29 protein-coding genes are annotated in these 25,779 nt (G+C 70.7%); 16 read left to right on the plus strand and 13 right to left on the minus strand.

Going from position 1 to position 25,779, the window contains the following annotated elements; all coding sequences use genetic code 11:
• Positions 1–16: 16 nt before the first annotated feature.
• The 5 genes from ACGF2V_RS25505 to ACGF2V_RS25525 all read right to left on the minus strand — a co-directional run bounded on the left by ACGF2V_RS25505 (position 17) and on the right by ACGF2V_RS25525 (position 4,438).
• Entirely contained in the window at positions 17–748 is a 732-nt protein-coding gene (locus ACGF2V_RS25505; protein WP_362624956.1) for a response regulator transcription factor, read from the minus strand.
• A gap of 42 nt (positions 749–790) precedes the next feature.
• Positions 791–1,015, minus strand: coding sequence for a hypothetical protein (locus tag ACGF2V_RS25510; RefSeq protein ID WP_362709431.1), 225 nt, complete (start codon positions 1,013–1,015; stop codon positions 791–793).
• A 10-nt stretch (positions 1,016–1,025) separates the two neighbouring features.
• Positions 1,026–2,048, minus strand: a complete 1,023-nt coding sequence (locus ACGF2V_RS25515) for a trypsin-like peptidase domain-containing protein (protein WP_362624959.1) — start codon at positions 2,046–2,048, stop codon at positions 1,026–1,028.
• A gap of 319 nt (positions 2,049–2,367) precedes the next feature.
• On the minus strand, positions 2,368–3,408 hold the full coding sequence (locus ACGF2V_RS25520) for a LacI family DNA-binding transcriptional regulator (protein ID WP_362624960.1): 1,041 nt from the start codon (positions 3,406–3,408) through the stop codon (positions 2,368–2,370).
• Positions 3,409–3,658: 250 nt separating this feature from the next.
• Complete coding sequence (locus ACGF2V_RS25525) at positions 3,659–4,438, minus strand: winged-helix domain-containing protein (protein WP_389048280.1); 780 nt, start codon at positions 4,436–4,438, stop codon at positions 3,659–3,661.
• A 513-nt stretch (positions 4,439–4,951) separates the two neighbouring features.
• Here ACGF2V_RS25525 and ACGF2V_RS25530 point away from each other — a divergent pair.
• The 7 genes from ACGF2V_RS25530 to ACGF2V_RS25560 all read left to right on the plus strand — a co-directional run bounded on the left by ACGF2V_RS25530 (position 4,952) and on the right by ACGF2V_RS25560 (position 11,113).
• Positions 4,952–5,845: an alpha/beta hydrolase family protein gene (locus tag ACGF2V_RS25530; protein WP_389048317.1), complete on the plus strand. Its 894-nt coding sequence runs from the start codon at positions 4,952–4,954 to the stop codon at positions 5,843–5,845.
• A 24-nt stretch (positions 5,846–5,869) separates the two neighbouring features.
• On the plus strand, positions 5,870–6,124 hold the full coding sequence (locus tag ACGF2V_RS25535) for a MoaD/ThiS family protein (protein ID WP_362624962.1): 255 nt from the start codon (positions 5,870–5,872) through the stop codon (positions 6,122–6,124).
• Positions 6,125–6,278: 154 nt separating this feature from the next.
• Complete coding sequence (locus tag ACGF2V_RS25540; RefSeq protein WP_392913194.1) at positions 6,279–7,991, plus strand: hypothetical protein; 1,713 nt, start codon at positions 6,279–6,281, stop codon at positions 7,989–7,991.
• A 265-nt stretch (positions 7,992–8,256) separates the two neighbouring features.
• Positions 8,257–8,946, plus strand: coding sequence for a DUF2993 domain-containing protein (locus tag ACGF2V_RS25545; RefSeq protein WP_362624964.1), 690 nt, complete (start codon positions 8,257–8,259; stop codon positions 8,944–8,946).
• Positions 8,947–9,435: 489 nt separating this feature from the next.
• A complete protein-coding gene (locus ACGF2V_RS25550) occupies positions 9,436–10,281 on the plus strand; it encodes a sulfurtransferase (protein WP_362624965.1) in 846 nt (281 codons plus the stop codon).
• Positions 10,282–10,332: 51 nt separating this feature from the next.
• Positions 10,333–10,620, plus strand: a complete 288-nt coding sequence (locus ACGF2V_RS25555; protein ID WP_073785773.1) for a DUF1416 domain-containing protein — start codon at positions 10,333–10,335, stop codon at positions 10,618–10,620.
• A gap of 235 nt (positions 10,621–10,855) precedes the next feature.
• Positions 10,856–11,113: a DUF3099 domain-containing protein gene (locus tag ACGF2V_RS25560; RefSeq protein ID WP_362624967.1), complete on the plus strand. Its 258-nt coding sequence runs from the start codon at positions 10,856–10,858 to the stop codon at positions 11,111–11,113.
• A 68-nt stretch (positions 11,114–11,181) separates the two neighbouring features.
• Here ACGF2V_RS25560 and ACGF2V_RS25565 read toward each other — a convergent pair whose 3' ends face one another.
• Entirely contained in the window at positions 11,182–11,544 is a 363-nt protein-coding gene (locus ACGF2V_RS25565) for a DsrE family protein (RefSeq protein WP_362624969.1), read from the minus strand.
• A 516-nt stretch (positions 11,545–12,060) separates the two neighbouring features.
• On the opposite strand from ACGF2V_RS25565, the gene ACGF2V_RS25570 reads away from it, so the two are divergent.
• The 3 genes from ACGF2V_RS25570 (at position 12,061) to ACGF2V_RS25580 (ending at position 14,349) form a co-directional block, all read left to right on the plus strand.
• On the plus strand, positions 12,061–12,633 hold the full coding sequence (locus ACGF2V_RS25570; protein ID WP_362624971.1) for an FABP family protein: 573 nt from the start codon (positions 12,061–12,063) through the stop codon (positions 12,631–12,633).
• Positions 12,634–12,836: 203 nt separating this feature from the next.
• A complete protein-coding gene (locus ACGF2V_RS25575; protein WP_362624972.1) occupies positions 12,837–13,337 on the plus strand; it encodes a Fur family transcriptional regulator in 501 nt (166 codons plus the stop codon).
• Positions 13,338–13,383: 46 nt separating this feature from the next.
• A complete protein-coding gene (locus ACGF2V_RS25580; protein ID WP_362624974.1) occupies positions 13,384–14,349 on the plus strand; it encodes a folate-binding protein in 966 nt (321 codons plus the stop codon).
• 231 nt (positions 14,350–14,580) lie between these two features.
• Here ACGF2V_RS25580 and dtd read toward each other — a convergent pair whose 3' ends face one another.
• Positions 14,581–15,030, minus strand: a complete 450-nt coding sequence (dtd, locus tag ACGF2V_RS25585; protein ID WP_362624976.1) for a D-aminoacyl-tRNA deacylase — start codon at positions 15,028–15,030, stop codon at positions 14,581–14,583.
• Between the two features lie 133 nt (positions 15,031–15,163).
• Here dtd and ACGF2V_RS25590 point away from each other — a divergent pair, with 133 nt between their 5' ends.
• From ACGF2V_RS25590 to ACGF2V_RS25600, 3 genes are all read left to right on the plus strand, one after another.
• Entirely contained in the window at positions 15,164–15,781 is a 618-nt protein-coding gene (locus tag ACGF2V_RS25590; protein WP_362624978.1) for an ABC transporter substrate-binding protein, read from the plus strand.
• A 47-nt stretch (positions 15,782–15,828) separates the two neighbouring features.
• The gene (locus ACGF2V_RS25595) at positions 15,829–16,836 is read left to right on the plus strand and encodes an asparaginase (protein ID WP_362709434.1); all 1,008 of its coding nucleotides are present in this window, start codon (positions 15,829–15,831) and stop codon (positions 16,834–16,836) included.
• Between the two features lie 325 nt (positions 16,837–17,161).
• Positions 17,162–18,412, plus strand: a complete 1,251-nt coding sequence (locus ACGF2V_RS25600; RefSeq protein ID WP_362624981.1) for a GNAT family N-acetyltransferase — start codon at positions 17,162–17,164, stop codon at positions 18,410–18,412.
• 424 nt (positions 18,413–18,836) lie between these two features.
• Here ACGF2V_RS25600 and ACGF2V_RS25605 read toward each other — a convergent pair whose 3' ends face one another.
• From ACGF2V_RS25605 to ACGF2V_RS25615, 3 genes are all read right to left on the minus strand, one after another.
• Positions 18,837–19,358: a DUF2199 domain-containing protein gene (locus tag ACGF2V_RS25605; RefSeq protein ID WP_362709437.1), complete on the minus strand. Its 522-nt coding sequence runs from the start codon at positions 19,356–19,358 to the stop codon at positions 18,837–18,839.
• Positions 19,359–19,449: 91 nt separating this feature from the next.
• Positions 19,450–20,535 carry a MerR family transcriptional regulator gene (locus tag ACGF2V_RS25610; protein ID WP_362709440.1) on the minus strand — a complete coding sequence of 362 codons (1,086 nt, stop codon included), beginning with the start codon at positions 20,533–20,535 and terminating at the stop codon, positions 19,450–19,452.
• A gap of 649 nt (positions 20,536–21,184) precedes the next feature.
• Positions 21,185–21,568, minus strand: coding sequence for a helix-turn-helix domain-containing protein (locus ACGF2V_RS25615; protein WP_362624987.1), 384 nt, complete (start codon positions 21,566–21,568; stop codon positions 21,185–21,187).
• A 146-nt stretch (positions 21,569–21,714) separates the two neighbouring features.
• On the opposite strand from ACGF2V_RS25615, the gene ACGF2V_RS25620 reads away from it, so the two are divergent.
• Positions 21,715–22,122, plus strand: a complete 408-nt coding sequence (locus ACGF2V_RS25620) for a RidA family protein (RefSeq protein ID WP_362624989.1) — start codon at positions 21,715–21,717, stop codon at positions 22,120–22,122.
• A gap of 250 nt (positions 22,123–22,372) precedes the next feature.
• On the opposite strand, the gene ACGF2V_RS25625 is transcribed toward ACGF2V_RS25620, so the two are convergent.
• On the minus strand, positions 22,373–22,798 hold the full coding sequence (locus ACGF2V_RS25625; RefSeq protein WP_362709442.1) for a hypothetical protein: 426 nt from the start codon (positions 22,796–22,798) through the stop codon (positions 22,373–22,375).
• Positions 22,799–22,868: 70 nt separating this feature from the next.
• On the opposite strand from ACGF2V_RS25625, the gene ACGF2V_RS25630 reads away from it, so the two are divergent.
• The gene (locus tag ACGF2V_RS25630; protein WP_362709445.1) at positions 22,869–23,492 is read left to right on the plus strand and encodes a TetR/AcrR family transcriptional regulator; all 624 of its coding nucleotides are present in this window, start codon (positions 22,869–22,871) and stop codon (positions 23,490–23,492) included.
• A gap of 884 nt (positions 23,493–24,376) precedes the next feature.
• Here ACGF2V_RS25630 and ACGF2V_RS25635 read toward each other — a convergent pair.
• Complete coding sequence (locus ACGF2V_RS25635) at positions 24,377–24,643, minus strand: hypothetical protein (protein ID WP_362709448.1); 267 nt, start codon at positions 24,641–24,643, stop codon at positions 24,377–24,379.
• 57 nt (positions 24,644–24,700) lie between these two features.
• On the opposite strand from ACGF2V_RS25635, the gene ACGF2V_RS25640 reads away from it, so the two are divergent.
• A complete protein-coding gene (locus tag ACGF2V_RS25640; RefSeq protein ID WP_362709451.1) occupies positions 24,701–25,294 on the plus strand; it encodes a DUF4240 domain-containing protein in 594 nt (197 codons plus the stop codon).
• An 18-nt stretch (positions 25,295–25,312) separates the two neighbouring features.
• Here ACGF2V_RS25640 and ACGF2V_RS25645 read toward each other — a convergent pair whose 3' ends face one another.
• Entirely contained in the window at positions 25,313–25,726 is a 414-nt protein-coding gene (locus tag ACGF2V_RS25645; RefSeq protein WP_362709453.1) for a DUF5958 family protein, read from the minus strand.
• Positions 25,727–25,779 lie beyond the last annotated feature (53 nt).

A 25,779-nucleotide genomic window follows, 5' to 3' on the forward strand; every position in this document is an offset into this window, starting at 1 on the left:
CCCGTCCGCACCTCGGTCATCCGTCACCGCCGCCGGAGCGGAGCGCGTAACCGACCCCCCGCACCGTGTGCACGAGCCGCGGTTCGCCGCCCGCCTCGGTCTTGCGGCGCAGGTACATCACGTAGACGTCCAGGGAGTTGGAGCTGGGTTCGAAGTCGAAGCCCCACACGGCCTTGAGGATCTGCTCCCGGGTCAGTACCTGGCGCGGGTGCGCCAGGAACATCTCCAGCAGGGTGAACTCGGTACGGGTCAGGTCGACCCGGCGGGTGCCCCGGGTGACCTCGCGGGTGGCGAGGTCCATCCGCAGATCGGCGAAGGCCAGCACGTTCTCGTCGGTGCCGCCGCCGGTCGCCGCGGCGGCGTACGAGCTGCGGCGCAGCAGGGCCCGGATGCGGGCGAGGAGCTCGTCCAGTTCGAAGGGCTTGACCAGGTAGTCGTCGGCACCCGCGTCGAGGCCGGTGACCCGGTCGCCGACGGTGTCACGGGCGGTGAGCATCAGGATGGGCGTGGTGGTCCCGGCGGAACGGAGCCTGCGGGCCGCCGTCAGGCCGTCCATCCGGGGCATCTGGATGTCGAGGACGATGAGGTCGGGGGCGTACGACTCGGCCCTGGCGAGTGCGTCGAGGCCGTCGACGGCGACCTCGGTGTCGTACCCCTCGAACGCGAGGCTGCGTTGCAGGGCCTCGCGTACGGCGGGTTCGTCGTCGACGATCAGGACGCGCTGCGGATCGTCTTCGGCGGGGCTCATCGCTCGTTGTCCTCGTTTCGTTCCGTGCGGTTCGGGTTCCTCTCAGCCTCGCACGGCCTTGGCGCGTCGTCGCGCGGCCCGGCGCTTGCGGCCCGCGGTGGAACGGACCTCCGGGGCGCGCCGGGGCCCGAAGTCCTGGTGCGCGTCCGGCTCGGCGGCGTGATCCGCGGCGGAACCCACGGTGGAATCCGCGGCGAGCTGTGTGACGAGAGCGAGGGGCAGGGCCAAGTCGGCCGGGCCGGTGAGGGTGTGCGTGGGGTGTCGCATGACTGTCTCCTCAGGAGCTGTTGCCGGCCCGCAGGGTGTCCAGGTCGGCCTTGAGCGTGTTCACCGGGATGGCGAAGCCGAGGCCGACGCTGCCCGCACTGGAGCTGCTGGACCCGTCGGGCGAACTCGCCGAATACATCGCGGAGTTGATGCCGATGACCTCGCCGTTCATGTTGATGAGCGCGCCACCGGAGTTGCCGGGGTTGAGCGAGGCGTCGGTCTGGATGGCCTTGTACGTGGTGGTGGAGTCGCCGGTGTCCCCGTTGAACTGCCGGCCGCCGAATTCGAACGGCCACTGCCCGCCGCCCGGCCCGCTCCATCCCTGGCCCTGACCGTCGCCGTCGTCCTTGGCGACCGTGACGTCCCGGTCGAGCGCGGAGACGATGCCGCTGGTGACGGTGCCGGTGAGGCCCTCGGGGGAGCCGATCGCGACGACTTCGTCACCGACCGCGACCGTGGAGGAGTCGCCCAGTGTGGCCGTCTTGAGGCCGCTCGCGCCCCGGAGTTTGATGAGCGCGAGATCCTTGTCCGCGTCGGTGCCGACGACGTGCGCGGCGTACGAGCGCCCGTTGCTGAGCGTCACCTTGATCGACGAGGCGCCGGAGATGACGTGGTTGTTGGTCACGACCTCGCCGTCGGACGTGATGACCACGCCGGAGCCGGTGGACTCGCCCGCGGCCGAGGTCGCGTTGACCTCGACGATCGTCGGCGAGACGGCCTCGGCGACACCGGCGACGGTGCCCTTGCTGCTCTGCGAGACGGTGGTGCCGGGGGCACCGGTGCCGGTGCCGGTCGCGTCGTCGCGGGTCAGCTGTCCGATGGCGGTGGCGGTGGCGCCGCCCACGACCGCCGCCGTGATCGCCACGGCCGCCAGGAGGGCCACCGGTCGCCTGGCCCGGCGCCCGGACGCGGCCGGACCGTCGGCTGCGGGGGCAGTGGGGAGGTGGGACGGCGGTGGCGGGTACGACGCGTCACCGTTGCCGTACGAGGGGTACATCGGGTACTCGCCGCTCGGGCGCTGGCTCTTTGTCATGTCCTCAAGCGTCGAGGCCGAAGATGAGAGCAGCCTGAGCGTGTCCTGAGAAGCCCGGCAGAACCTGGTATGCCCGAAATAAAGCCTGCGATGAAGGCGCAATGAAGCCGCTGTGAAGGCGAACGTCATGTCCCCCGGATCGACGTGCCCGAGGCAGTGCCGAGACCGGCGGAGGGCCGGGCCCGATACGCCAGGGGCCCGGTCCCCCCCGCGGGCGTCGGCAGTACCGTCACACGCCGGTACGTCGCACGCCGGGACCGTCACGCCCCGGTGTCGTCACACCTGTCGTCACACCGCGGTGCCGTCGCACGCCGGTACGTCACACCCCGGCGCCGGGCTCCCCGCAGCCGCACGAGCGCCGTACCACCAGCGCCGAGGGAAACTGCTTCAGCCGTTCCCGCCGTGACCCCGACACCCGCAACGAGTCGTCGAGCACCAGGTCCACGGCGGCCCGCGCCATCGCCGGGCGGTCCGAGTGGACCGTGGTCAGCGGCGGGTCGGTGAGCCCGGCCTCCTTCACATTGTCGAAACCCGCGACCGCGAGTTCCCCGGGCACGTCGATCCGCAGCTCTCGCGCGGCCCGCAGCACGCCGATGGCCTGGTCGTCCGTCGAGCAGAAGATCGCGGGCGGCCTGTCCGGGCCCGCGAGCAGCTTCAGCGCCACCTGATAGGCGTCGTAACGGTTGTACGGGGCCTGGAACAGGCGGCCCTCCGTCGAGCGCCCCGACTCCTGCATCGCGCGGCGCCAGCCCTCGACGTGGTCGGCGACCGGGTCACCGACCACCGGGGTCGACTCCACGCCGCCGAAGCACGCCACGTACGCGTTGCCGTGTTCCAGCAGGTGACGGGTGGCGAGTTGGGCGCCGCCGATGTCGTCGGTGACGACCGCGACGTCCTCGATCGCTTCGGGGCGCTCGTGCAGCAGCACCACCCGCGCGTCCCATGCCTCGATCTCGGCCGCCGCCCGTTCGCTGGGACCCTGGCTGACCAGGATCAGGCCCGAGACCCGCATTCCGAGGAACGCGCGGAGGTAATGCACCTCGCGCTCGTCGCGGTAGTCCGAATTGCCGACCAGCACCATTTTCCCGCGCTCGGCGGCGGCCTGTTCGACCGCGTGCGCCATTTCCGCGAAGAACGGCTGCCGGGCGTCCGGCACGATCATTCCTATGAGGTCGGTCCGCCGCGAGGCCATCGCCTGGGCGACCCGGTCGGGCCGGTAGCCCAGTTCCTTGATCGCGGCGAGCACCCGCTCGCGCGTGGCCGGGGCGACCGGCCTCGGTCCGTTGTTGATGACGTAGCTGACGACCGCGGTCGACGTACCCGCCAGTCTCGCCACATCGTCCCGCGTCACCTTGGCCACGCGCGGCAGTCTACGCGGATTGACCGTCCGGCAGGCAGGCCGTATCCCGGCCCATTGCGAGGCACCGCCCTTCGTCGGCTGCTCCGAATGGGGCGCGGAGGCGGTTGCGGAGCAGTCGTGGTCCGGGCCGCGGCCTCTGCCGCGCCCCGATTCGCGACCGTCTCCGTCCCCGATTCGCGACCGTCTCCGCGCCCCGTCTCCGCGCCCCGATTCCCGGGCCGAGCCCCCGGCCCCGTGTGGTGGCCCGTGCTCAGCCCCCCGCGGCGGCCTGAGCCCTGTCTCCTGCGGCCCGGGAGCCGGTTCCCGCCGCGTCTCCCGCCGTGGCCTGCGCCTTGGCCTCCTCGGCGGCGCGCTCCACCTTCTCCGGCACGACGAAGCGGTAGCCGACGTTGCGTACGGTGCCGATCAGGGATTCGTGCTCGGGTCCGAGCTTGGCGCGCAGCCGCCGCACGTGGACGTCGACCGTACGCGTGCCGCCGAAGTAGTCGTAGCCCCAGACCTCCTGGAGGAGCTGCGCGCGGGTGAACACGCGGCCGGGGTGCTGGGCCAGGTATTTGAGCAGTTCGAATTCCTTGAAGGTCAGGTCGAGGACCCGGCCCTTCAGCTTCGCGCTGTACGTCGCCTCGTCGACCGACAGGTCGCCGTTGCGAATCTCCATCGGCGAGTCGTCGGCGGCCAGCTGCCGACGCCCGGTGGCCAACCGCAGCCGGGCCTCGACCTCTGCGGGCCCGGCCGTGTCCAGCAGTACGTCGTCGACGCCCCAGTCGGCGGTGACGGCCGCGAGACCGCCCTCCGTCACGACGAGAACCAGCGGACAGCCCGGCCCCGTGGACCGCAGCAGCTGGCACAGCGACCGCACCTGTGGCAGATCGCGGCGGCCGTCGACCAGGATGACGTCGGCACCGGGGGTGTCGACGAGCGCGGGGCCCTCGGCGGGCGCCACCCGCACGCTGTGCAGCAGGAGACCGAGGGCGGGAAGCACCTCTGTCGACGGTTGAAGCGCGTTCGTCAGGAGCAGCAGTGAACTCATCGCCGCTCACCTGCCCGGGTCGTCGGTCGATGATGGTGCACGGTTCGCTCGCCCATTACGTCGGTCCTCCTCGTTCCCTGCGAGAGGGGCACTCCCGGGACGGGCCCGGGGGAGTATGCGGCACTTCTTCGTTCGTTTTCGCGCGGTCCTTTACACGGTTGCACGGTTACGCGGTTACGCAGTACGGCCCCGCGTCCCCGAGCCCGCTGAGCTTGTGGAAACGCCGCCGTAACAACGCCTGGAAAGCGCAAAAGGACCCGGGGGCTTCTCTGCCCGGATCCTCTTCCCAGCACAATAGCCCACATGAGTTCTGCGCCCGAGGGGAGATTTCGGAGTTCCGCTGTTCCCTTGCTCACGCCCGGTGGTCCGTCCGGTGGTCCGTCCGGTGGCACGGACGGTTCCGCGCATGCCGCTGCACCAGTCTCTTCTTCGACCCCCGCGACCCCATCGACCCCGTCGACCCCATCGACCCCGTCGACCTCTCTGGCCGCTCCGGTCTCTTCGCGGGCCGTGCTGCTGACCGACGACGGTGTCCGTATCGAGGCGCTGTACGAGCCGCGCGCGGTGGAGGGGCGGGCCGTCGCCGGATCATCCTTCGACGGTGCTGCGGACGGCGGTGACGGCACGGGTGTCGCGGGCGGTACGGCGATCGTGATCGCTCACGGCTTCACCGGTTCGCTGGACCGGCCCGCCGTGCGGCGTGCCGCCCGGGTGCTGGGGCGGCGCGCGGCCGTGGTCACGTTCTCGTTCCGGGGGCACGGCGGGTCCGGTGGCCGGTCGACGGTGGGGGACCGCGAGGTGCTGGACCTGGCGGCCGCAGTGCGCTGGGCCCGGGCGCTGGGACACCGGCGGGTGGTGACCGTCGGGTTCTCGCTGGGCGGTTCCGTGGTGCTGCGTCACGGGGCGCTGTACGGGGCGGGCCGGGAGGCGTGCGGGGCACTGTACGAGGCGGGCCGGGAGGCCGGGGCGGAGATCGCCGCGGAGGTACCTGCGGATCCCGAGGCCCGTGCGGACGCGGTGGTGGCGGTGAGCGCCCCCGCCCGCTGGTACTACCGCGGCACGGCTCCGATGCGCCGCCTGCACTGGCTGGTCACACGGCCCACCGGCCGGCTGGTCGGCCGCTACGGCTTCGGTGTCCGCATCGACCGGGACGACTGGGATCCGGTACCGCTCTCGCCGGTCGGGGCGGCCGGACTGATCGCCCCCGTTCCGCTGCTGATCGTGCACGGTGACCGGGACCCGTACTTCCCGCTGGACCACCCCCGGACGCTGGCCGAGGCGGCGGGTGACGGGGCCGAGCTGTGGCTGGAACCCGGCATGGGCCATGCGGAGAACGCCGCGGACGAGAGCCTGCTCACCCGGATCGGTGACTGGACGGTGGCGGCGTGCTCGATGATGGGCAGCTGACGCGATACGAGAGGAGCCGCCGTCATGCCAGCGGGAACGATCCGCTACTGGGCCGCCGCCAAGGCCGCCGCCAAGGCCGCGGAGGAGCCGTACACGGCCGTGACCCTGGCCGAGGCGCTCGACGCGGTGCGCGAGCGGCACCCCGGCGAGCTCACCCGAGTGCTGCGAAGGTGCTCGTTCCTCGTCGACGGTGAACCGGTGGGAAGCCGGAGTCATGAGACCGTACGCCTTGCCGAGGGCGGCACGGTCGAGGTGCTCCCGCCGTTCGCAGGAGGGTGAACCCCAGAACATGAGCAGCAACGATCAGCAGTACCCGTACGGCCCGGCCCAGGGGCAGGGGCAGGCCCAGGCCCGGGTTCCGGCCGCGGACCAGGGGTACGGGTACGGGCCCGGGCACGACGGGACGGCGAGCGGGCAGCAGCCGCAGCAGCCCCTGCACCCCGCGCGACCCCATGACCCGCACGCGTACGGCGATGGAGCCACCGGCGCTCAGCCGTACCCGCCCCAGTCGTACGGGAATCAGTCGTACGTAGACCAGCCGTACGGAGGCGGGGGCCAGCCGCAACCGTCCTACGGCGGCCAGTCCTACGGCGATCAGGTCTACGGAGGCGAGGCCAACCCGCACCACCAGCCCCAGCCGCACCAGCCGTATGGCGACCAGTCTTACGGGGACCAGTCCTACGGGAACCAGGTCTACGGAGGTGGGGCCCAGCCGCACCAGCAGCCCCAGGCGAACCAGTCCCACGGCGGCCAGCCCTACAGGGACCAGCCCCACGGCGCCCCGGTGCAGGGACACGGTCACGGGCATGCTCCGTACGGCCATGGCCCGGGCCATGGCCAGGCCCCCGCGACGCATGCCGGGGCCGGCTGGCCGGCCGCGGCCGGGCACACGCAGGAGCCCGCCGCGCCCGCCGCACCGGCCCCCGGCCCGCACAGCACGCATGACCCGAACCCTCAGGTCCCGCAGGAACCGCACATCCCGTACGACCCTGCGGTCACGCAGACGTGGGAGGGCCAGACCTGGGACACCCAGTACCAGCCGACCATCCGCCCCACCGGTTCCACCGGCCCCGTCGGCCCCACCGGTTCCACCGGCCCCGTCGGCCCCACCGGGCCCGCCCAGCCAGAGACCTCCGTGCGGGAGTCCGTGCCGCCCGCCGCCGAGACCGCCTACCTCCCGCCGTACTCCGCGTACTCCCAGACGGGGCCGCAGGGCGCGACCAGATCGCGTCCGCTGCCCCCGGAGGCGCCTGCTGCCCCCGCCCCAGCCCCCGTATCCGGCGCGGCGCCGGGCGGAGGGCCGGCCGCCTCCGGCTCCCCGGCCACGACCGCGTCCGGACTCGACACCTCCGAGTACGGCGCACCCACCACCCTGGGCAACAGCCGCGTCACCGACGCCCAGCGCGCCCGCGCCGAGGGCCGCTCGCCGATCATCCCGCCGGGCATCCAGCCCGCGGGGATCACCGCCGTGCTGGGGCTGCTGCTCGCCCTCGGTGCCGCGATCGGGTCGTACGCCCTGCTCGTACCGCTGGTACTGCTCCAGGCCGTGACCGCGGCCGGATGGTTCCGGCTGAACGGCATGTGGCCCGCGCGGCAGGGCATCGCGCTCGCGTTCGCGGGCGGGGTCGTCGCCGATGTCGCCCTGCTCGCCGCGGGGCGCGAGAACGCCCCGGCCGCCGTCCTCGGCACCCTCGGCGTATGGGTGCTGCTCACCGTGGTCCTCCAGCTGCGCAGCCAGGCGGACCCGGACGAGCGGATGTACGGGCTGATGGCCACCACCGCCTCGGCCGCCCTGACGGTGCTGGCCGCGGGGCACCTCGCGGCGGTCCCGGACATGGTGACGGCCGGGACGGTGGCCGTCGCGGCCGCCGTGCTCGTCCGCGCGCTCCCGCTGCCCGGACCGGCCTCCGTCGTGGTGGCGCTGCTCGCGGGTGCGGGTGCCGGTGCGGCGGCCGGGGCGCTCGTCGGCTTTGGGGGCGCGCACGGCGCCGTGGTCGGCCTGGCGGCGGGCGGATGCGCGCTGATCGGGCTGCGGGCGGCGAGCTACGACTACCCGTCGCGGTTCGTCCACATGACGGCCGGTGTGGCGCTGCCGCTCACCGCCGCGGCCCCCGCCGTCTACCTGGTCGGACAGGTGCTCGCGTAGCGCGGCCCCGGCCGGTGTCTCCCGGTGCGCACCGGCACCGCTGTCCCGGCGTCGATCGGCCGCGAACCCGAACGCCGACGCCGACCGGCAGAGTCTGCCGGCGGGCGGACCGGCAGAGTCTTCCGACGCCGGTCGGCCCGCCTTCCGGACGAGCGGGTGCCTCCCCGGGGAACCGATGGGGGCGTCCGCTCGTCGATCATTCGGGACGGCCGGTGCGCGCGGGGGTGCGGGGCCGTCGAACCGGACGCAGGGGGGAAGAGCGGTCATGCGGGCGCTGCGGGCATTGCTGGTCACGGTGCTGGTCCTGGGTGGGATCTTCGTCGCCGTCGACCGGGCGCTGGTGTACTTCGCCGAGTCGGAGGCCGAGAAGCGGGTCCGGATCCCCGGGGCGACGGTCGACTCCACGGATGTGTCCATCAAGGGGTTCCCGTTCCTGACCCAGGCCGCCGACTCGCGGTTCGACGAGGTCGACGTCGAGATGACCGGCATCCAGACCGACAGCAACGGCCGCAGGATACGGGTCAGCAGCATGAACGCCACGCTGCACGACGTGACTCTGACCGACGGCTTCTCCGGAGTCACCGCTGCCGACGCCGGCGGCAAGGCCGTCATCTCCTACGACGACCTGACCAGCACCGCCGGTGACGGGGTCTCCATCGAGTACGGCGGCGACGACAAGGTGAAGGTCACCGGCACCGTCGACCTCCTCGGCCGCCCGTTCTCGCACAGCGTGCTCTCCACCGTCACCCTCGTCGACGGCCAGACCCTCAAGGTGCGCGCGGACAAGGTGCCGGGCAAGGGGGTTCCCGGGCTGGAGGATCTGGTGCGTCGGAAGACCGACTTCGAACGGCAGATCGGCGGCCTGCCCAGCGGTCTGGAGCTCCGGAAGATCCAGGTGACCCCCCGAGGCGTGGAGGTCACGGTGGCGGGCACGAACGTGAAGCTCGCCGGGTGAGCCCGGCGGGGCCGGGCCGGGGGCTCCGGTTGCCGCCTCGCAGGTCACATGCTGAGACGGGCCCGTCCGCTTCGTAGATGGATGACGGGAACGGGCTGCCGGAACGCGGCGCGGACGGCAACGGAGCCCTCCTGCGTCCCGCATGGCGGATGATCAAGTCTCATCATGCGACACAACGGTGACACGGTCGTCCGTACGTCCCTACGATCGGTCCCATGCAGTGCGCTATTGGCGGTCTCCCTCAGTGGGGACGGGCGGATCTCACGAAGCGGCGGGCAGTGGACCTGTGCCGCATCGCCGCCATGCTCTGTCGCGCTGTCTGAGCGGGACCCTTCGGCACCCCGCGTCTTCCCCGGCCCTTCGACCGGTTTCAGGGCCCCGGCCCCATCCCGTTGTCTTCGCACGTGTGCCGCGCACCGCGCCGCCGTACACCCGCATCACGCACCGTCTCGCATCATCTCGCCGCAGACTGCCCCGGAGGAGAAAAGAATGAGCCGCAGCGACGTCCTGGTAGACGCCGACTGGGTCGAGGCCCACCTCGACGACCCGCAGGTCGCTCTCGTCGAGGTCGACGAGGACACCTCGGCGTACGAGAAGAACCACATCAAGAACGCGATCCGGATCGACTGGACGAAGGACCTCCAGGACCCGGTGCGCCGTGACGTCATCGACCAGGCCGGCTTCGAGAAGCTGCTGTCCGAGAAGGGCATCGCCAACGACACCACCGTCGTCCTGTACGGCGGCAACAACAACTGGTTCGCGTCCTACGCGTTCTGGTACTTCAAGCTCTACGGTCACGAGGACGTCCGCCTTCTCGACGGTGGCCGCAAGAAGTGGGAGCTGGACTCCCGCGACCTGGTCGACGGCGACCAGGTCCCGTCCCGCCCGTCCACCGAGTACAAGGCCAAGCCGCAGGACCAGTCGATCCGCGCCTACCGCGACGACGTCGTGAAGGCGATCGGCGGCCTGAACCTGGTCGACGTGCGTTCGCCCGACGAGTTCAGCGGCAAGCTGCTCGCCCCGGCACACCTGCCGCAGGAGCAGTCGCAGCGCCCCGGCCACGTGCCGACGGCACGCAACATCCCGTGGTCGAAGAACGCCAACGACGACGGCACCTTCAAGTCGGACGAGGAGCTGAGGGCCCTCTACGAGGCCGAGCAGGTCGACCTGTCGAAGGACACCATCGCGTACTGCCGCATCGGTGAGCGTTCCGCGCTCACCTGGTTCGTGCTGCACGAGCTCCTCGGCCAGGAAAACGTCAAGAACTACGACGGTTCGTGGACCGAGTACGGCTCCCTGGTGGGTGTGCCGATCGAGCTCGGCGCCGCCAAGTAACCCGGCACCCATCCGGACCAGCACGACACCGACCCAGAAAGACAGGACACCATGTGTGGAGCACAGGCCGGCGGCCCCGACGCCTCGACCATCAAGCCCGGTGAGACGACCATCCAGGGCAGCGTGACGCGCGACGGCGAGCCCGTCGCGGGCTACGTGCGCCTGCTGGACTCGACCGGCGAGTTCACCGCGGAGGTTCCGACCTCGGCGACCGGGCAGTTCCGTTTCTACGCGGCCGAGGGCACGTGGACGGTGCGCGCCCTGGTGCCGGGCGGCAGCGCCGACCGCACGGTCGTGGCGCGGACGGGTGGCCTTTCCGAGGTCGCCATCGCCGTCTGATCACGGTCCAGGACCGCACCGTACGTGGCAGGGCTGTAAGCGGCCGCGCCGCACCGGCCGAAGGGCCGTACCCCAGGGGTTGGACGCTTCTGGCACGGGTACGGCCCTTCGCGCCGTCCGCACGACCCTGTCGGCACGTCGGCGCCACGACACGTCGAAAGTCGGCACGATCGTGCGTGCGCAGGGGCGGACAACCGCATGCTCGCACGGGCGGAAACGGTCCTACGCTTGAAGCATGTACGCCCGACGCCGTCGCGGCTATTTCCTGATGATGGGCGGCTGCATCGTCCTCTTCGTCTCGGCCTGGGCCTTCGTGAGGCTGTGGTCGATGCCCGCCGCGATAGTGATGTGCTTCGTGGCGATGGTCATTCCGCCGCTCGCGGCCATGTTCGCCAATCGGCGGGGGCCGGAGGACCGCTGGTGGGACGATCCGTCCGGCGATCCGCAGTCCGACGAGTGGTGGGACGAGCTCGACGGCAAGAAACGCCACTGACCGCCGCCGACCATCGACGACGTCTGCGCGCGTGCGGGGGTACTCAGCAGGGGAGGGGCGGGGGCGTTTCAGTAGACGAGGGCCTGGACACCGTCGGCCATGATCTCGCTGACGAAGACCTGGGCGCCCGCGATCCGCACATCTTCCAGGACGTCCTGTTCGGTGATGTCGCGACGGGCGGCGCACTGTGTGCAGAGGGTGATCCGTCCGCCCGCCTGGATCGACTCGATCAGGTCCGGGAGCGGCGCCGCGTGCGGCAGTTCGAACTCGGCGGCGCGCCCCGGCAGGGCGAACCATGAGGATTCGCCGGTCAGCCAGAGCGAGACCTCCACCCCGCTGGCGACGGCGACCGCGGCCACCGTGAACGCCTGCGAGCAGCGCTCGGCCGCGTCGGCACCGGCAGTCACCTTGATCACGAGCTTCTTCGACATGGCCCGAACTGTAATCGTCGGCCGGTCCCCGTGCGCGGGCCCGCACCTCGTCCCTCGTCCCTGGTTCTCGTCCCTGCGCCCCTCGCGCCCCACGCACCCGTCGTGCCCGCGCCTCGCACCAGCGGTGCTCCCGATGAGCCGTGCCTCCGCGCGCGGGTCCGCACCACGCGCTTCCCGCAAGCCCCGAACCGACGCGCAGGGGCCCAACCCATTAGGCTTGGGCCCGGCGCCGTACCGCCGCCACACCGTCCGTCCCAAGGAGTTCCCGTGCTCGAGGCATTCTTCACCGCCCTGCTGGTCCTGGTCTGCATCGGCACCCTCGCCTTCGCGGGCGTGACCGTGAAGAAGCTCTACCAGGGCCAGCGCTGACCGCCGCGGCTCACCGCCTCCTCCTCCCTCCCTCTGTCCTCCCCGGCGCGGGTGCCCCCGCTGGACGGACGTGACACCCGCAACCCTCGTGTGTCACGTTTGGAATCCACCGCCCCTCGCCTTCCTCACAGATCGTCTGAGCCACTCATGATCGAGATCCCGTCCGACCTCCACCCGGACCTCGTCCCGCTGGCGTTCCTCCTCGGCAACTGGGCGGGCGCGGGTGTCTCCGACTTCCCCGGTGCCGAGAAGTGCAACTTCGGCCAGGAGGTCTCCTTCCGTCACGACGGCCGGGACTTCCTGGAGTACGTCTCGCACACCTGGGTGCTCGACTCCGAGGGCAACAAGGCCAAGCCGCTGGAGTCCGAGACCGGCTACTGGCGCATCGACAAGGACCGCAAGGTCGAGGTGGTCATGGTGCGCGACCAGGGCGTCGTCGAGATCTGGTACGGCGAGCTGGCCGACCAGAAGCCGCAGATCGACCTGGCCACCGACGCGGTGGCGCGGACCGCGGCCTCCGGCCCGTACAGCGGTGGCAAGCGTCTTTACGGCTATGTGAAGAGCGACCTGATGTGGGTCGGTGAGAAGGCCACCCCCGAGGTCCAGCTGCGTCCGTACATGTCGGCCCACCTGAAGAAGGTCGTCACCCCCGAAGAGGTCGAGGCGATGGCGAAGAGCCTCGGCGACCTGCCGGACGACGGCATCGCCTTCTTCAAGTAGGCCACTTCACGTAGGCGGCTTCAACCAGGCTGCTTCACGTAGACGGCTCCGAGCAGCCGCAAGCAGCCTCGGCGGTCACCAGGCAGCCCGGCCCGCGTCGAGCAGCCGCGCAACCCACGTCGGTCGGCCGGTTCTCCGGCTCCGTCGCACGGCCCTTCGTCTTCGGCCGCGGGCGGCGGCCCGCCCCGACCTACACTGAGCGTGTGGTGAGCACCGACTGGAAGACCGATCTCCGGAAGCGCGGCTACCGGCTGACGCCGCAGCGGCAGCTCGTCCTGGAAGCGGTTGACACACTCGAACACGCGACGCCCGACGACATCCTCTGCGAGGTGCGCAGGACCGCGTCCGGGGTGAACATCTCCACCGTCTACCGGACGCTCGAACTCCTGGAGGAACTGGGCCTGGTCAGCCATGCCCACCTGGGACATGGGGCGCCGACGTACCACCTGGCCGACCGCCACCACCACATTCATCTGGTCTGCCGCGACTGCACCAACGTCATCGAGGCCGATGTCGAGGTGGTCTCCGAGTTCACCGCGAAGCTCCAGGCCGACTTCGGTTTCGAGACCGACATGAAGCACTTCGCGATCTTCGGCCGGTGCGCCGAGTGCACGGAGCGGGCGACGCCGAAAGACGCGACGTCCGAAGACACGGCGACGAAGACGGCGGTGAAGACGATGTCGACGGGTGACGCCGGAGGGTGAGGCCGCCCACCGCCGGGCCCTGTGGACCGCGTCGTACGCTGGTCGCATGAAGAGCCCCCTGCTGTCACTGCCCGGCGCCGTACCTGCCGAAGGCCGCGACGAAGGCGTCGCCGCGCACTACGGCGACCTGTTCCGTGAGCAGCGCGCCCTTGCCGACGGTTTTGGCCTCGTCGACCTGTCGCACCGTGCCGTCGTCACCGTCAGCGGCAGCGACCGGCTGGCATGGCTGCATCTGCTGCTCACCCAGCACGTCAGCGAGCTCGCCCCGGGGCAGGCCACCGACGCGCTGATCCTCACCGCGAACGGGCACGTCGAGCACGCCCTCTACCTCGTCGACGACGGCGAGACGGTATGGATGCACGCCGAGCCGGGCACGCAGGACGGACTCGTCGCCTACCTGGAGTCCATGAAGTTCTTCTACCGGGTCGAAGTCGCCGACCGCACCGGGGACTTCGCCGTGGTGCACCTGCCCGCCGGTTCCATCGCCGAGGTCCCGGACGGTGTGACGGTACGGGAGACGGCGTACGGCCGGGACCTGTTCCTGCCCCGGGCCGACCTGGAGGAGTACGCGGTCGCCCACGGCCCGCTCGCCGGCATCCTGGCGTACGAGGCGCTGCGCGTCGAGGCGCACCGCCCGCGTCTCGGCTTCGAGACCGACCACCGGACCATTCCGCACGAGGTGGGCTGGATCGGCACCGCCGTCCACCTTCAGAAGGGCTGCTACCGGGGGCAGGAGACCGTGGCCCGGGTGCAGAACCTGGGCAGGCCGCCGCGGCGGCTGGTTTTCCTGCACCTCGACGGCAGTGAGGTCGTCCTGCCCGGACATGGCGCTCCCGTACGGCTCGCCGCGGACGGCCCCGAGAGCCGGCAGCTGGGCTTCATCACCACGTCCGCCCGCCACCACGAGCTGGGGCCGATCGCGCTCGCCCTGGTCAAGCGGAACGTCGCGGTGGACGCGGAACTGCTCGCGGGGGACACGGCCGCCGCGCAGGAAGTCGTCGTGGAGCCGTAGGGCCGGCCGTGGTCCGTGGGACCAGAGCCAGGCGGTAGGACCGGAGCCAGGCCCGTGGGACCAGAGCCGGGGCTCGTGGGACCAGCCGGGCGCTTCACCCGGATGGGCCCTACCCGGATGGCCCTACCCCGACGCGCCCGCAGGCCGGTCCACACCTCAGGACGAGCCGGCCCGTCCCCTGGTCAGCCCGCTCGGGCCCGGTCGGACCGGTCGCTCTCGGACGGGCCAGGTTCAGACCTCGACGATCACCGTGAACGGGCCGTGGTTCGTCAGCGAGACCCGCATCTGCGCCCCGAACCGGCCCGTCTCCACCCGTGCTCCCAGCGCCCGCAACTGCGCCACCACCTCGTCGACCAGTGGTTCGGCGACCTCGCCGGGCGCGGCGGCGTTCCAGGTGGGCCTGCGGCCCTTCCTGGCGTCCCCGTAGAGGGTGAACTGCGAAATCACCAGAAGCGGTGCATTCACATCCGAGCAGGACTTCTCGCCCTCCAGAATCCGGACCGACCAGAGCTTGCGGGCGAGCTGGGCCGCTTTCTCCGGGGTGTCGCCGTGGGTGACCCCCACCAGCACACACAGTCCTTCGCCGACGATCTCGCCGACCACCTCGGGCCCGTCCGACGCGCCCGAACCGTCGGCCACCGTCACCTTCGCGCCGTCCACCCGCTGTATCACTGCACGCATACGGACCAACCTAACTTGGCCAAACCCCGCCTTGGGCTGAACGGGTACAGAGCGCCCACACGGGGCCACTGGAGTGGCACCATGCTCGCAAGGTGGTGTGCCGACGCACCCGGTCGAGGGGATGGACACAAGCATGAGCACCTATGGAACCGGGCGGTCCTCCGGCGCGGTGCCGTTCACGTGCGACGGCAGTGGCGACGGCGGCACCAGCACCATGCGCCCACCCGTACAGCGGACCGGTCACGGTGGCGCGGACGCCCCGCCCGCCGGGCCGCGACCAGAGCTGGGCGGCCTGCGGCTGGCGGAACTGCGCACGCTGCGCCGCGATTCGCAGCGCGACGAGGCCGACCTCAGCTATGTGCGGCGACTGGTCCAGGGGCGGATCGACATCCTGCGGGCCGAGCTGGCCCGGCGGCTGGATCCGGAGACGCCGGTGGTGGACCGGCTCTCGGAGATCCTCGCCGACACCCCGTCCCGGCACCGCTCCTCCGCCCGGCACGTGACGCTCACCACGCCCCGCAGCGACGAGTACCGCCAACTGGCGGCCGAGACGCTCGCCGAGGTGGAGCTCTCCGACCTCGACGCCCGCACGGACGAGGAACTGCACGCCGCGATGGGGCGCCTGATCCGCTACGAGCAGCAGGTCTCCCGCCGCCGTCACCAGTTGCAACGCACCGCCGACGATTGCGGTGCGGAGATTGCCCGCAGGTACCGTGACGGGGAAGCACAAGTAGACGACCTGCTCGCCTGAAGCGATCCTTCCGGGGGCCGGCCCGTACCTTTCTCCGGAAGGCCACCATGACCCCCAGCGCCGCCGCCCTCGACGCCCTCGACGCCCCGTCTGGCATATCCCCCGCCCGCCCGGACGCCCATCCGGTCCTGGCCGAGGTCGTACGGTCCGGCTTCGTGGAGGGCGGCCATCGCGGCTCGCTGGTCGTACTGGCCGCGGACGGCAGCGTGGAGCTGGCCCTGGGCGATCCGACGGCGCCCGTCTTCCCGCGATCCGCCAACAAGCCGATGCAGGCCGCGGCCGTGCTCCGGGCCGGACTCGACCTGTCCGGGGAACGGCTGGCGCTGGCCGCCGCGAGCCACTCGGGGGAGGGCTTCCACCTCGATCTCGTCCGTACGATGCTCGCCGAGCACGGGCTGACCCCCGGCGACCTGCGGACCCCGCCCGACCTGCCGCTGGATCCGGCCGAGGCGGAGACGTACCTCGCCGCCGGGAACGTCCGGGAGCGGATCACCATGAATTGTTCGGGCAAGCACACGGCGATGCTCGCGGCGTGCGCGCTGAACGGCTGGGACCTGACCTCCTACCTCGACCCCGCGCACCCGCTCCAGCGACTGGTCCACCAGGTGGTGGAGGACACGACGGGCGAGCCGGTCGCGGCGGTCGGCACGGACGGGTGCGGGGCGCCGCTGATGGCGATCAGCCTGGTCGGGCTGGCTCGGGCCTACCGTTCGTTCGTGCGGGCGGAGCCGGGGACGGCGGAGCGCCGGGTCGGGGACGCGATGCGCGCCCACCCCGAGTACGTGGCCGGGACGCGCCGGCCCGACACCTGGCTGATGCGGGAGCTGCCGGGCACGCTCTCCAAGATGGGCGCGGAGGCGGTGCAGGCGGTGGCGCTGGCGGACGGCCGGGCGCTCGCCTTCAAGATCGACGACGGTGCCGGGCGGGCACTGGGACCGGTGCTGGCCCGGTCGCTGCGGCTGCTCGGCGTCGACGCCCCGGTGGTCGACCGGATCGGGCACGCCCCGCTGCTGGGCGGCGGCGACGAGGTCGGCGAGATCCGCGCGGCGTTCTGAACGGACGCGTTCCAGCGTCCTGGGTGAGCACGTACCGGCGTTCTGAACGGACGCGCTCCGCGTTCTGAACGGACGCGCTCCGCGTTCTAAACGGACGCGCTCCGGCGTTCTGAACGGACGCGCTCCGGCGTTCTGAACGGACGCGCTCCGGCGTTCTGGGCGGGCGTGTTCCGGCGTTCTGGGGGACCTTCTGGAGCTCCGAACAGACACGTCCGGACGGACATCCGGGGCGGTGCCGGGGCGGGACCCCGAGGGGTCTGGCCCGATCCCGTCGTTGGCGGAAAACCCGGCGACAGCCCGTGAGCGAAATGCCTAGCGTGGGCGCATGTCCCTTGACGTCCGTACGCTCACCGAGTCCGACTACCCCGACTGGTTGCGGGCCCTGAACACCGGTTTCCTGCGCCCGCCGACCGTGACGGAGCAGGAGATCAACAGCCGCCTCCCGCACACGGACCTCATGCGCACACGAGGCGTGTTCGACGACGGGCGGTGCGTGGCCACGTTCCGCTCGTTCGCACAGGAACTGACCGCCGTCGGCGGCGCCCCGGTGCGGGCCGACGCGATCTCCAACGTCACGGTCTCGCCCACGCACCGCCGCCGCGGACTGCTCGGCCGGATGATGGCCGACGACCTGGCCGCGGCGAAGGAACGCGGCGAGGTGGTCGCCACGCTGATCGCCGCCGAGTACCCGATCTACGGGCGGTACGGCTTCGGCCCGGCGGCGTGGACCATCGAGTGGGAGATCGACGTACCTCGGTCGGGCCTCGATCCCCGCCGACCCGTCCCGGACGCGGCGGACGGCGGCCGGATCGACCTGGTGACCGGCGCGGAGCTACGAAAGCTGGGCCCGGCGATCCACGACCGGCTGCGCGCCCGGCAGCACGGGGCCACCGACCGCGACGCCCGCTGGTGGGATTTGACCACCGGTGAGAACCGGCCCCGCCCCGACCCCTGGGCGGAACCCTTCTACGCGGTCCACCGGGACGCGGACGGCGAGCCCGACGGTCTGGTCGTCTACCGGGCCGACGCCCGCTGGAGCGATGCCAAGCAGCCGCTGAACCGGGCCACGGTCGTCGACCACATCGCCGTCACCCCGGCCGCGGAGCGCGCGCTGTGGCATTTCGTCTGCTCGATCGACTGGGTCACCACGGTCCGTACCGGTTACCGCGCCCCCGACGACCTGCTGCCCCTCCTCCTTCCGGACCCACGAGCGGCCCGCGTCGTGACCCACGCGGACTGGTTGTGGGTGCGTGTCCTCGACGTCGTACGCGCCCTGGAGGCCCGTACCTACGCCGTACCCGGCACGCTGGTCCTGGACGTCCACGACACCACCGGCCTGGCCGGCGGCCGTTACCGCCTGGATGCCTCCCCGTCCGGCGCGACCTGTGCCCCCACCACGCGGAAGGCCGACATCGCCCTGGACGTACGGGAGTTGGGGGCCCTCTACCTGGGCGACGAGTCCCCGGCGCGGCTGGCGGCCCTCGGCAGTATCGAGGAACTGACGCCGGGGTCGGTGGCGGCGGCGGAAGGGATGTTCCGGGCGGCGCGGCGGGCGTGGTGCCCGGAGGCGTTCTGACACCCGGACGGGGCCGGAGGAGCGGGCGGTTCGCGTGCGTGGACGGTTCGTGCGCGTGCGGCTTCGCCGGGTTCGTGCGGGCGAGCGGTTCGTGTGTCCGGGCGGTGTACGGCGTGCGCACGTCGGCCGGGCTCGGGCATCAAGTCCGCTTGAGGCCGAGGCGTACGCTTCATGGTCAAGAGCGGAGAGAATCCCGCCCCCGGGTCGGTGGCGCACACGGCGCACGGAGGCCGTCGGGGCCGCCCGGAGCACACGGCCCACGCATCCCGGACACCCCAGGTGCCTCATGTGCCTCATGTGCCCGACGTGCCTCACCCTTTGCACGAGCCCTCGGCCGCGCAGGCGCTCCCAGCCGCGCAGGCGGTCTCAGCGACCGGCACTCAGTCGCTCGGCTGCGGCTCGGCGCTCGGCCGCTGCTCGGTTCTCAGCCGCTCGGGGTCGTGCCGTGCAGCACCGCTTCGGCGATCGCCTGCACCCGGTCGCGCGTGATGCCGGTGCGCTGTTCCACGGCGAGAGGGTGGTCGGTGGGCTCCAGCTCGACGGCGGGGCGTCGGCCGATGGGGCGGGTGTGCACGTTCGTCTTGAGGTTGGTCGTACGCGGCGAATACAGCCCCAACTCGGTGCTCAGCCAACCGAAGTACGGCTGTTCGGCCTCGCGGCCGGGGGTCTCCCACACATCGAGGGCGCGCGCGAAGTTCGTCCGGCTGAGCGAGACCCACACGCCCCAGGAGAAGGGTTCCTCGCTGCCGAGGACGGGTATCTCGATCAGACCCTTGATGAAGAAGTGCTCGTTCCTGACGACGCACTGTTCCGAGGAGAGCATGCTGTCGGGATCGCTCTCCAGGCTCGCGTCCCAGACGTCGGGCGCCATGGTCGAGTACCCCATCGGGAGTTCCGCGTGGTGTTCACCGCAGCAGGAGCAGGTGTAGCCGGGGTCGATAGCCATGGGCGGGATCCTAGGCCCTGCGGCCGACACGGCCCCGTGGCGGTGGGACGGTGGACCGCCTCGGCAGGCGGTCCACCATCGGCTCAACGCCCTACCGGTGCCCCTCCACGACGTGTGCGACGACACAACTGACGTTGTCGGGGCCGCCGGAGCGATTGGCCAGGGAGACGAGTTCCCGTACGGCCTGTTCCGGTTCGTCGGCCGTGGCGACGACCCGGCGCATCTCCTCGGCGCGGACCACCGACGACAGGCCGTCGGAGCAGAGCAGATAGCGGTCCCCGACCCGGGCTTCGTGCAGGCGCATGTCGGGGGTGCCGTCCGCGCCCGGGCCCAGTGCCCGTATCAGCAGCGCCCGCTGCGGGTGGGAGACGGCCTCCTCCGGGCTGATGCGCCCCTCGTCGACCATCGATTGCACCACGGTGTGGTCGTGGGTGATCCGGAACAGTTCGCCGTCGCGCAGGAGATGGGCGCGGGAGTCGCCGATGTGGACGAGGGCCAGTCGCGACCCCGTCCAGAGCATCGCGGTGAGCGTGGTGCCGGCCTCCTCCGGCGCGGGTCCGGTCGCGGTGACGCCGCGGACCGCCCGCTCGGCGCGTTCGACGGCGTCCTCCAGGACGTTGAGGAGATCGCCCGCCGGGACACCGCCGGTTTCGAGGTGGCGGAACGCGTCGATGGCGGCGGCGCTCGCGGAGGCGCCCGTGCCGCCGAATCCGTCGGCGACGGCGAGCAGCCGGGCTCCCGCGTAGGCGGTGTCCTGGTTGCTCCCCCGGACGCGTCCGGTGTCGGAGAGCGCGGCGTAACGGATTTCCGGGGGGTGGGTGGTCGTGGTCGGGGACATGGCGGAGTCCTTTCCGGTCAGCTGGTCGATGAGGAAGGCGGCCAGGTCCCGCCGCGCGGCGGTGTCGGCCTCGATCCGGGCCCGGAACGCGCGGATCTCCTGGGCCGCTCCGGCTGCGTCCAGGGCGCAGACGTGCCGGATGCGGGCGAGCGGCATCCCCAGGCGCCGCAGCCAGGCGACCAGTCGGGCCCGTTCCAGCTGCTGCGGCGCGTAAAGCCGGTAGCCGGTCACCGGATCGACGCGCGCGGGCCGCAACAGGCCGAGTTCGGCGTACAGGCGCAGGGCCTTCGGCGACAGCCGGGACGCCTTCGCGAACGCCCCGATGGTCAGCAGCTCCATGCCCGCTCCTCCTCATACCGGACACCTCGCCCGGCCCCACCGATGCTGCGGCTTTCCCCAAGGTGAAGGTCAAGGCCGAGGCCGGCCAGGGGACGGAGTGCGGCGGGCAGCCGGGCAGCCGGGCAGTTGGGCGACTGGGCCGAGGCGTCGGCTGATCAGGCCGACCGGAAACCGTTCAGACCGCCGCCCCTTCCGGAGGGACGCGCTCGTCCCTCCGGAACGGATTGACTGGTGTCGTCCCGTGCTGGGCAAGAGCGGGCAGCGTGAGGCACTGTCCTGCGCCGCCCGTGACCGACGATGACGCGCCGGCGGCCGCGGTCCCGTTCGGCCGCCTTCCCGCCGCCCGGCCGCGGGCAGTCGCCCGCTGAGGCGGCGTGGACGTACGGGCCGGACGACCTCACAGTGGCATCCGGCAGTAGAGCTGATCACAGGCGTCGTCATGAGCCCGCCTGGCAAGCAGGACGAGCGATTCGACCAGTGGCGGCATGCCTTCGGCGCGGGCACCGGTGCCGGGAGCGTGGCCCGTACCGGTGTCCGTACCGGTGCCCGTGCCGGGGCCGGAAAGGCCCCGTGTCGGCAGACCGCCTCGATCCGGGGCCGGACCGCGGGATCCAGGTGATGGCGTGCGGCCGACGTGGCAGGGACGCCGTCAGGTGTCGAAGGTGCGGCGGGCGGTCTCGATGTGACCGAGGTACTGGTGGGTCCAGTCGCATATCGCGGCAACCGTCGCTCGCAAGGCTCGACCCGGCTCCGTGAGGGTGTACTCGACCCGCGGCGGCACGGTGGGGTGCACACACCGTTCGACCAGGCCGTTGCGTTCCAGCATGCGCAAGTTCTGGGTGAGCATCTTGTGGCTGATGCCCTCGACCTCGTTGCGCAACTCGGTGAAGCGCAGGGTGCGTTCACCCAGTGCCTCGATGATCAGGAGCGCCCACTTGTTGGCGACGTCCGAGAAGATCTCCCGCGCCAACGAGTCCGCGCGCGTCAGATCGGCTTCGTCCTTGGGCGAGCCCTTGAGCTGTTTGGTCACCACGAGGTTCCCCAGTCACTGAAAAGTGCGTTCTTCCATGTCAGCGGCCACTCTCCTACGGTTTCTGAGTAACCACAAGGGACTACGAGAGACCGCAAGGGGCCCAAGAAGGGGCCGCAAGCGCCTCTCATGACAAGGAGGTCGCAGTCATGGCCATCACTCTGCTGAACCCCAGCGGATTGCCCGAGGTCGACGTCTACCGGCAGGTGTCGGTCGCATCCGGATCGAAACTGGTCTTCATCGCCGGGCAGGTCGCCTGGGACGCCAAGGGGGCCACGGTCGGCGAAGGCGACCTCGCCGCGCAGGTCGAACAGTGCTACCTCAACATCGGTACCGCCCTGGCCGCAGCCGGTGGTTCCTTCGACGACGTGGCAAAGCTGACCGTTCACGTCGTCGACTGGACGCCCGACAAGATGCCCCTGCTGCTGGAGGGGATCTCCCGGGCGGCCGCGAAGCTGGGGGCCGCCCCGGTCCCGCCGGCCACGCTGCTGGGTGTGGCGGCGCTCGACATCCCCGACCATCTGGTCGAGATCGAGGCCACCGCGGTCCTGGACTGAACGAATGCCGTTCTGCCGAATCTGCCGAACGCCGTTCTGAACGGATTGACAACGATTGCGCGCGGTTGTCCGGTCTCGCTGAAGGTGAGGCACGGTGAGTCCCTGACCTGGCGTGCCTCAGTTCGAGCGAGACGGGGGCAGGCCGGCTGTCTCGCTCAATCCAAGGTGCGGCGCTTCTGGAGGCACCGCCGAGCTGGGGAAGCCGAAGGACCTTTCCCTCAGTCGGGGTCGGTGGCGATGGGGCCCACCGTCAGCGGGCGGGGACTTCCGCGTGAATGTCCGAGGTCGTCTGCGCCGGGGTGGCGGCTGCCAGCAGTGCGGTGAACGCGACGGGGGCGGCTGTCTGGTACCCGATCCAGACCTCGCCCCCGGCGCTGCTGCCCTGCCACGCCATCAGGAGGCCGGCAAGGGCCGCCAGCACCCAGCCGCCGTCGTAGGCAACCATGAGTTGCGTGTACGTGCGCATCGATCGACTGCGCGTGTATCCGATCGCGATGCCACCGCCGATCAGCAGGGCCACGCCGGAGGAAACCATCAGCCAAACGGGTGCGCCGAGTAACCGGCCGAGCGGGCCTGCGCCGGCGATGTAGACAGTGGCGAGCAACATCTTGAAGGCGCCATCGGCGATGGCGCCCACCGTCCGGCGGGTCACCCACCGTGCCACGACCTGGGCCATGAGTGTTCCTCCCTGAAGCTCGTCCGGACTGGTTCCGTAACGAGATTACGGTAATAATTTAACTATGAGAATGACGAGGGCGGAGGCCAAGGAACGCAACCGCCGAGCCTTGCTGGACGCCGCATTCCAGGTGGTTTCCCGAGACGGGTACCAGGCCAAGCTTGATGAGATCGCTGCACGTGCTGGCCTGACCACTGGCGCCATCTACTCATTGTTCGGGAGCAAGAACGGCCTGGTGGTCGCCCTGGTCACCGACGGGTTGCGGCCGTACTACGAAGAGATCGAGCAGGCGGTTCCCACTGGACTTGATCTGCTGGAGGCGGTCGACGCCTTTGCCCGGTACTACCGGCGTAGTTGCGACGCCCCGGACGCGCTATCCCACCTGTCGCTCCAGATCACCCTGCTGGACATGGCCCTGCGTGACTCGGACTTGGGATCCCAGCTCGCTGCGTCCATCCGGTCGCAGGAGAGCCATCTGATTGCGCTGTTCACCGGAAGATCGCACAACGGAAGCGTCGTGACGTCACGTCAGGCAGAACGCCTGACCACCGCGCTCAGGGCGCTGTTCGTCGGCCTCAGTCAGGGCGTCCCTCTCGGTCTTGCCCCTGGTGCCGACGAGCAATACTTCGCCGACACTGCCCGGGCTCTGGCATCTCAGACGTCCCTCATCGATCACGACGCGGATGCTTCGTGAGGGTCGGTCGGGCAGTTGACGGCAGCGCGGCCGGGTGAGGGCGCCCCGGGTCGGACGGGCTGACCACCGTGAAACCATCAGGGGGCGAGCAGGTGCCCCAACAGGACCGCGCTCGGGCCTGACCGTCCTCGACCAGCCGCACCGGGGTGTCGTGCAGGGCGGCGACGGTGTGCTCACGCCCGTGCGGCGGACCCGGTCGCCCGCCGGCAGCGGCAGCGGACGCGCCGCCATAGCCGTCCACCTACCTGGCGGAGACGGGCGCCGGCCGCACCAGCACGGCCACCGAGAGGAGCTGTCTTCAGGGCGGCAGCGAGTTTCTGACACCAGATCACATGGAAGAGCACGGGCAGCGCGGCAAGGGGATCGCCGAACGCACGGGCCCGGCCGACAACCCACACGGCTCGGTGAACACCGCCGTGAGCGCGGCCACGGCCGGCTCCCGCCTCATCTGCGGGTCCTGTAGCCCGACAGTCGGCGCAGATTCGCCGCCGGCACCGGCCCAGTGCGCCGACACGCTCCTACCTCCAGTCGCCTGAGCGCATGCCACGGCCGTGACCGCGAAAGACCTTAACTGCCTCGGCTTCCCAACCACATGCCCGCCTGTTGTGGCCGACCAGTACAGGCCCGGGAAGTTCCGCTGGCCGCGGTATGAAGGGAAGCCACGTACTGGCAGTCCCGTCTCGAACTCGACCTCCTCCGCCTCACTCAGCGGTCGGCGGTGTTCACCTTTGGCATCCCGCCAACCGACCTCGAATCCGCCCACGTCCAGCGGTGCCGTATCACTCGTCCCACCCAACCCCATGGACTTCACTGTCCAGAATCAATGGGAATCCACCAGAAGTTTTGGGCTGAAACCCCTCACGTGAGTGATGCTGCGAGCCAGCTCAGGCAGAGTCTTCGTGATCACTGGCGAGATCGTCTGAGGCGGGTCGAAGCCTGCGACGCGCCGCGTCCAGGCGTTCGCCATAGTCCGCTGCGAAGATCCCAGGCAGGGACTTGTCGAGCGTTCCGGCCAGCCTATGAATGGGCGCCCAGACCGCCTCGTCGTCGACGAGACGGCTGAGGTCCGTCATCTGCACTCGCTCCAGCCAGTCCGACAGGGCCAGCGCTTCATCAGAGGTGAGCTTGATGATGATCTCCGTGTTCTCCACTGCTCGAACATAGTTCGCTGACCTTGCGGTGTCAGAGGTGCCTGGCACAGTGCCGCCGTGGACATCGATTCCTTCTGGAAGCTCATCGAAGAGTGCCGACGGCAGACGCGGGGCCGGGACGAACGGCTGACGTGGTTGCGTGACGAGTTGTCGCGGAGGCCGCTGACAGAGATCGTGCAGTTCCAGGTTCGCCTGGACGAAGTGACGCACGAAGCCTTCACCTGGGATCTCTGGGCTGCTGCGGAGCGGATATTCGGCGGCTGGTGTTCGGACGACGGATTCTGCTACTTCGGCCTGTGGATGGTGGGGATCGGTCGGGAAGCCTTCGTGCGGGCAGTGATCGATCCCGACTCTCGGGCCGACACCCCAGAGGTTCAGTGCCTGGTGGGTCGCCCTCGGGAGCTCTGGAACTACGACTGGCCGGAGTGGGAGTCTCTCGACTACGTCGCCATGGAGGCGTATGGACTACTCACCCGCGCGGATGACGACTGCGGCGACGCATTTTATGAAGCCGTCGAAGCCGAGCAGGGCGCTGTAGGCGGCAATCCAGGGCCGCGTGGCGAGCAGTGGGACGTGCGATGCGAAGACGAGGCGATGCGCAAACTGCCGAGGCTGAGCGCGATGTTTCCCCTCCGGCCACTGGCCCGGTAGGCGCGAAAGCGCGACGGATCAGGCTGAGGCTTCGGGGGTGTCGACAGACAGGCGATGCCACGCGTGGCCGCAACCGTCGGAGCAGAAGCGCTCTCGTCGGCGTTCGTCGGCGACGGCCAGCACCGCGATCAGTAGCCGGAATGACTTGAGTCGCTCGTCGTGCGGGGGGAGACTGGCGATCTTCCCGAGTTGCTGGTCGATCCGCCCTCGTGTGATCAGAACTGCCGGTGTATGCGTGGCGCGGAGCCCGGCGCGTCGGATACTTTCCGGGCCGTCCTCGGCGGTGGCGCGGGCCTGAATGCAGAAATGTGACAGGAGGCGCAGGGTGTTGGACTGCACCTCAGTCGAGAGGCCCTCGAACCACTCGATTCCCTGTGGCATCGGCCGAAGCTCTTGGGCGAGTTCGTTGAGAATGATGTACGGATCAGCCATCCGCACGCCCCCGTTGCGCTCGATTCACAGACTTTCCCGGTCATCCAAGCAGA

It is taken from the genome of Streptomyces sp. NPDC047982, assembly GCF_043204165.1.
GTDB lineage: Bacteria > Actinomycetota > Actinomycetes > Streptomycetales > Streptomycetaceae > Streptomyces.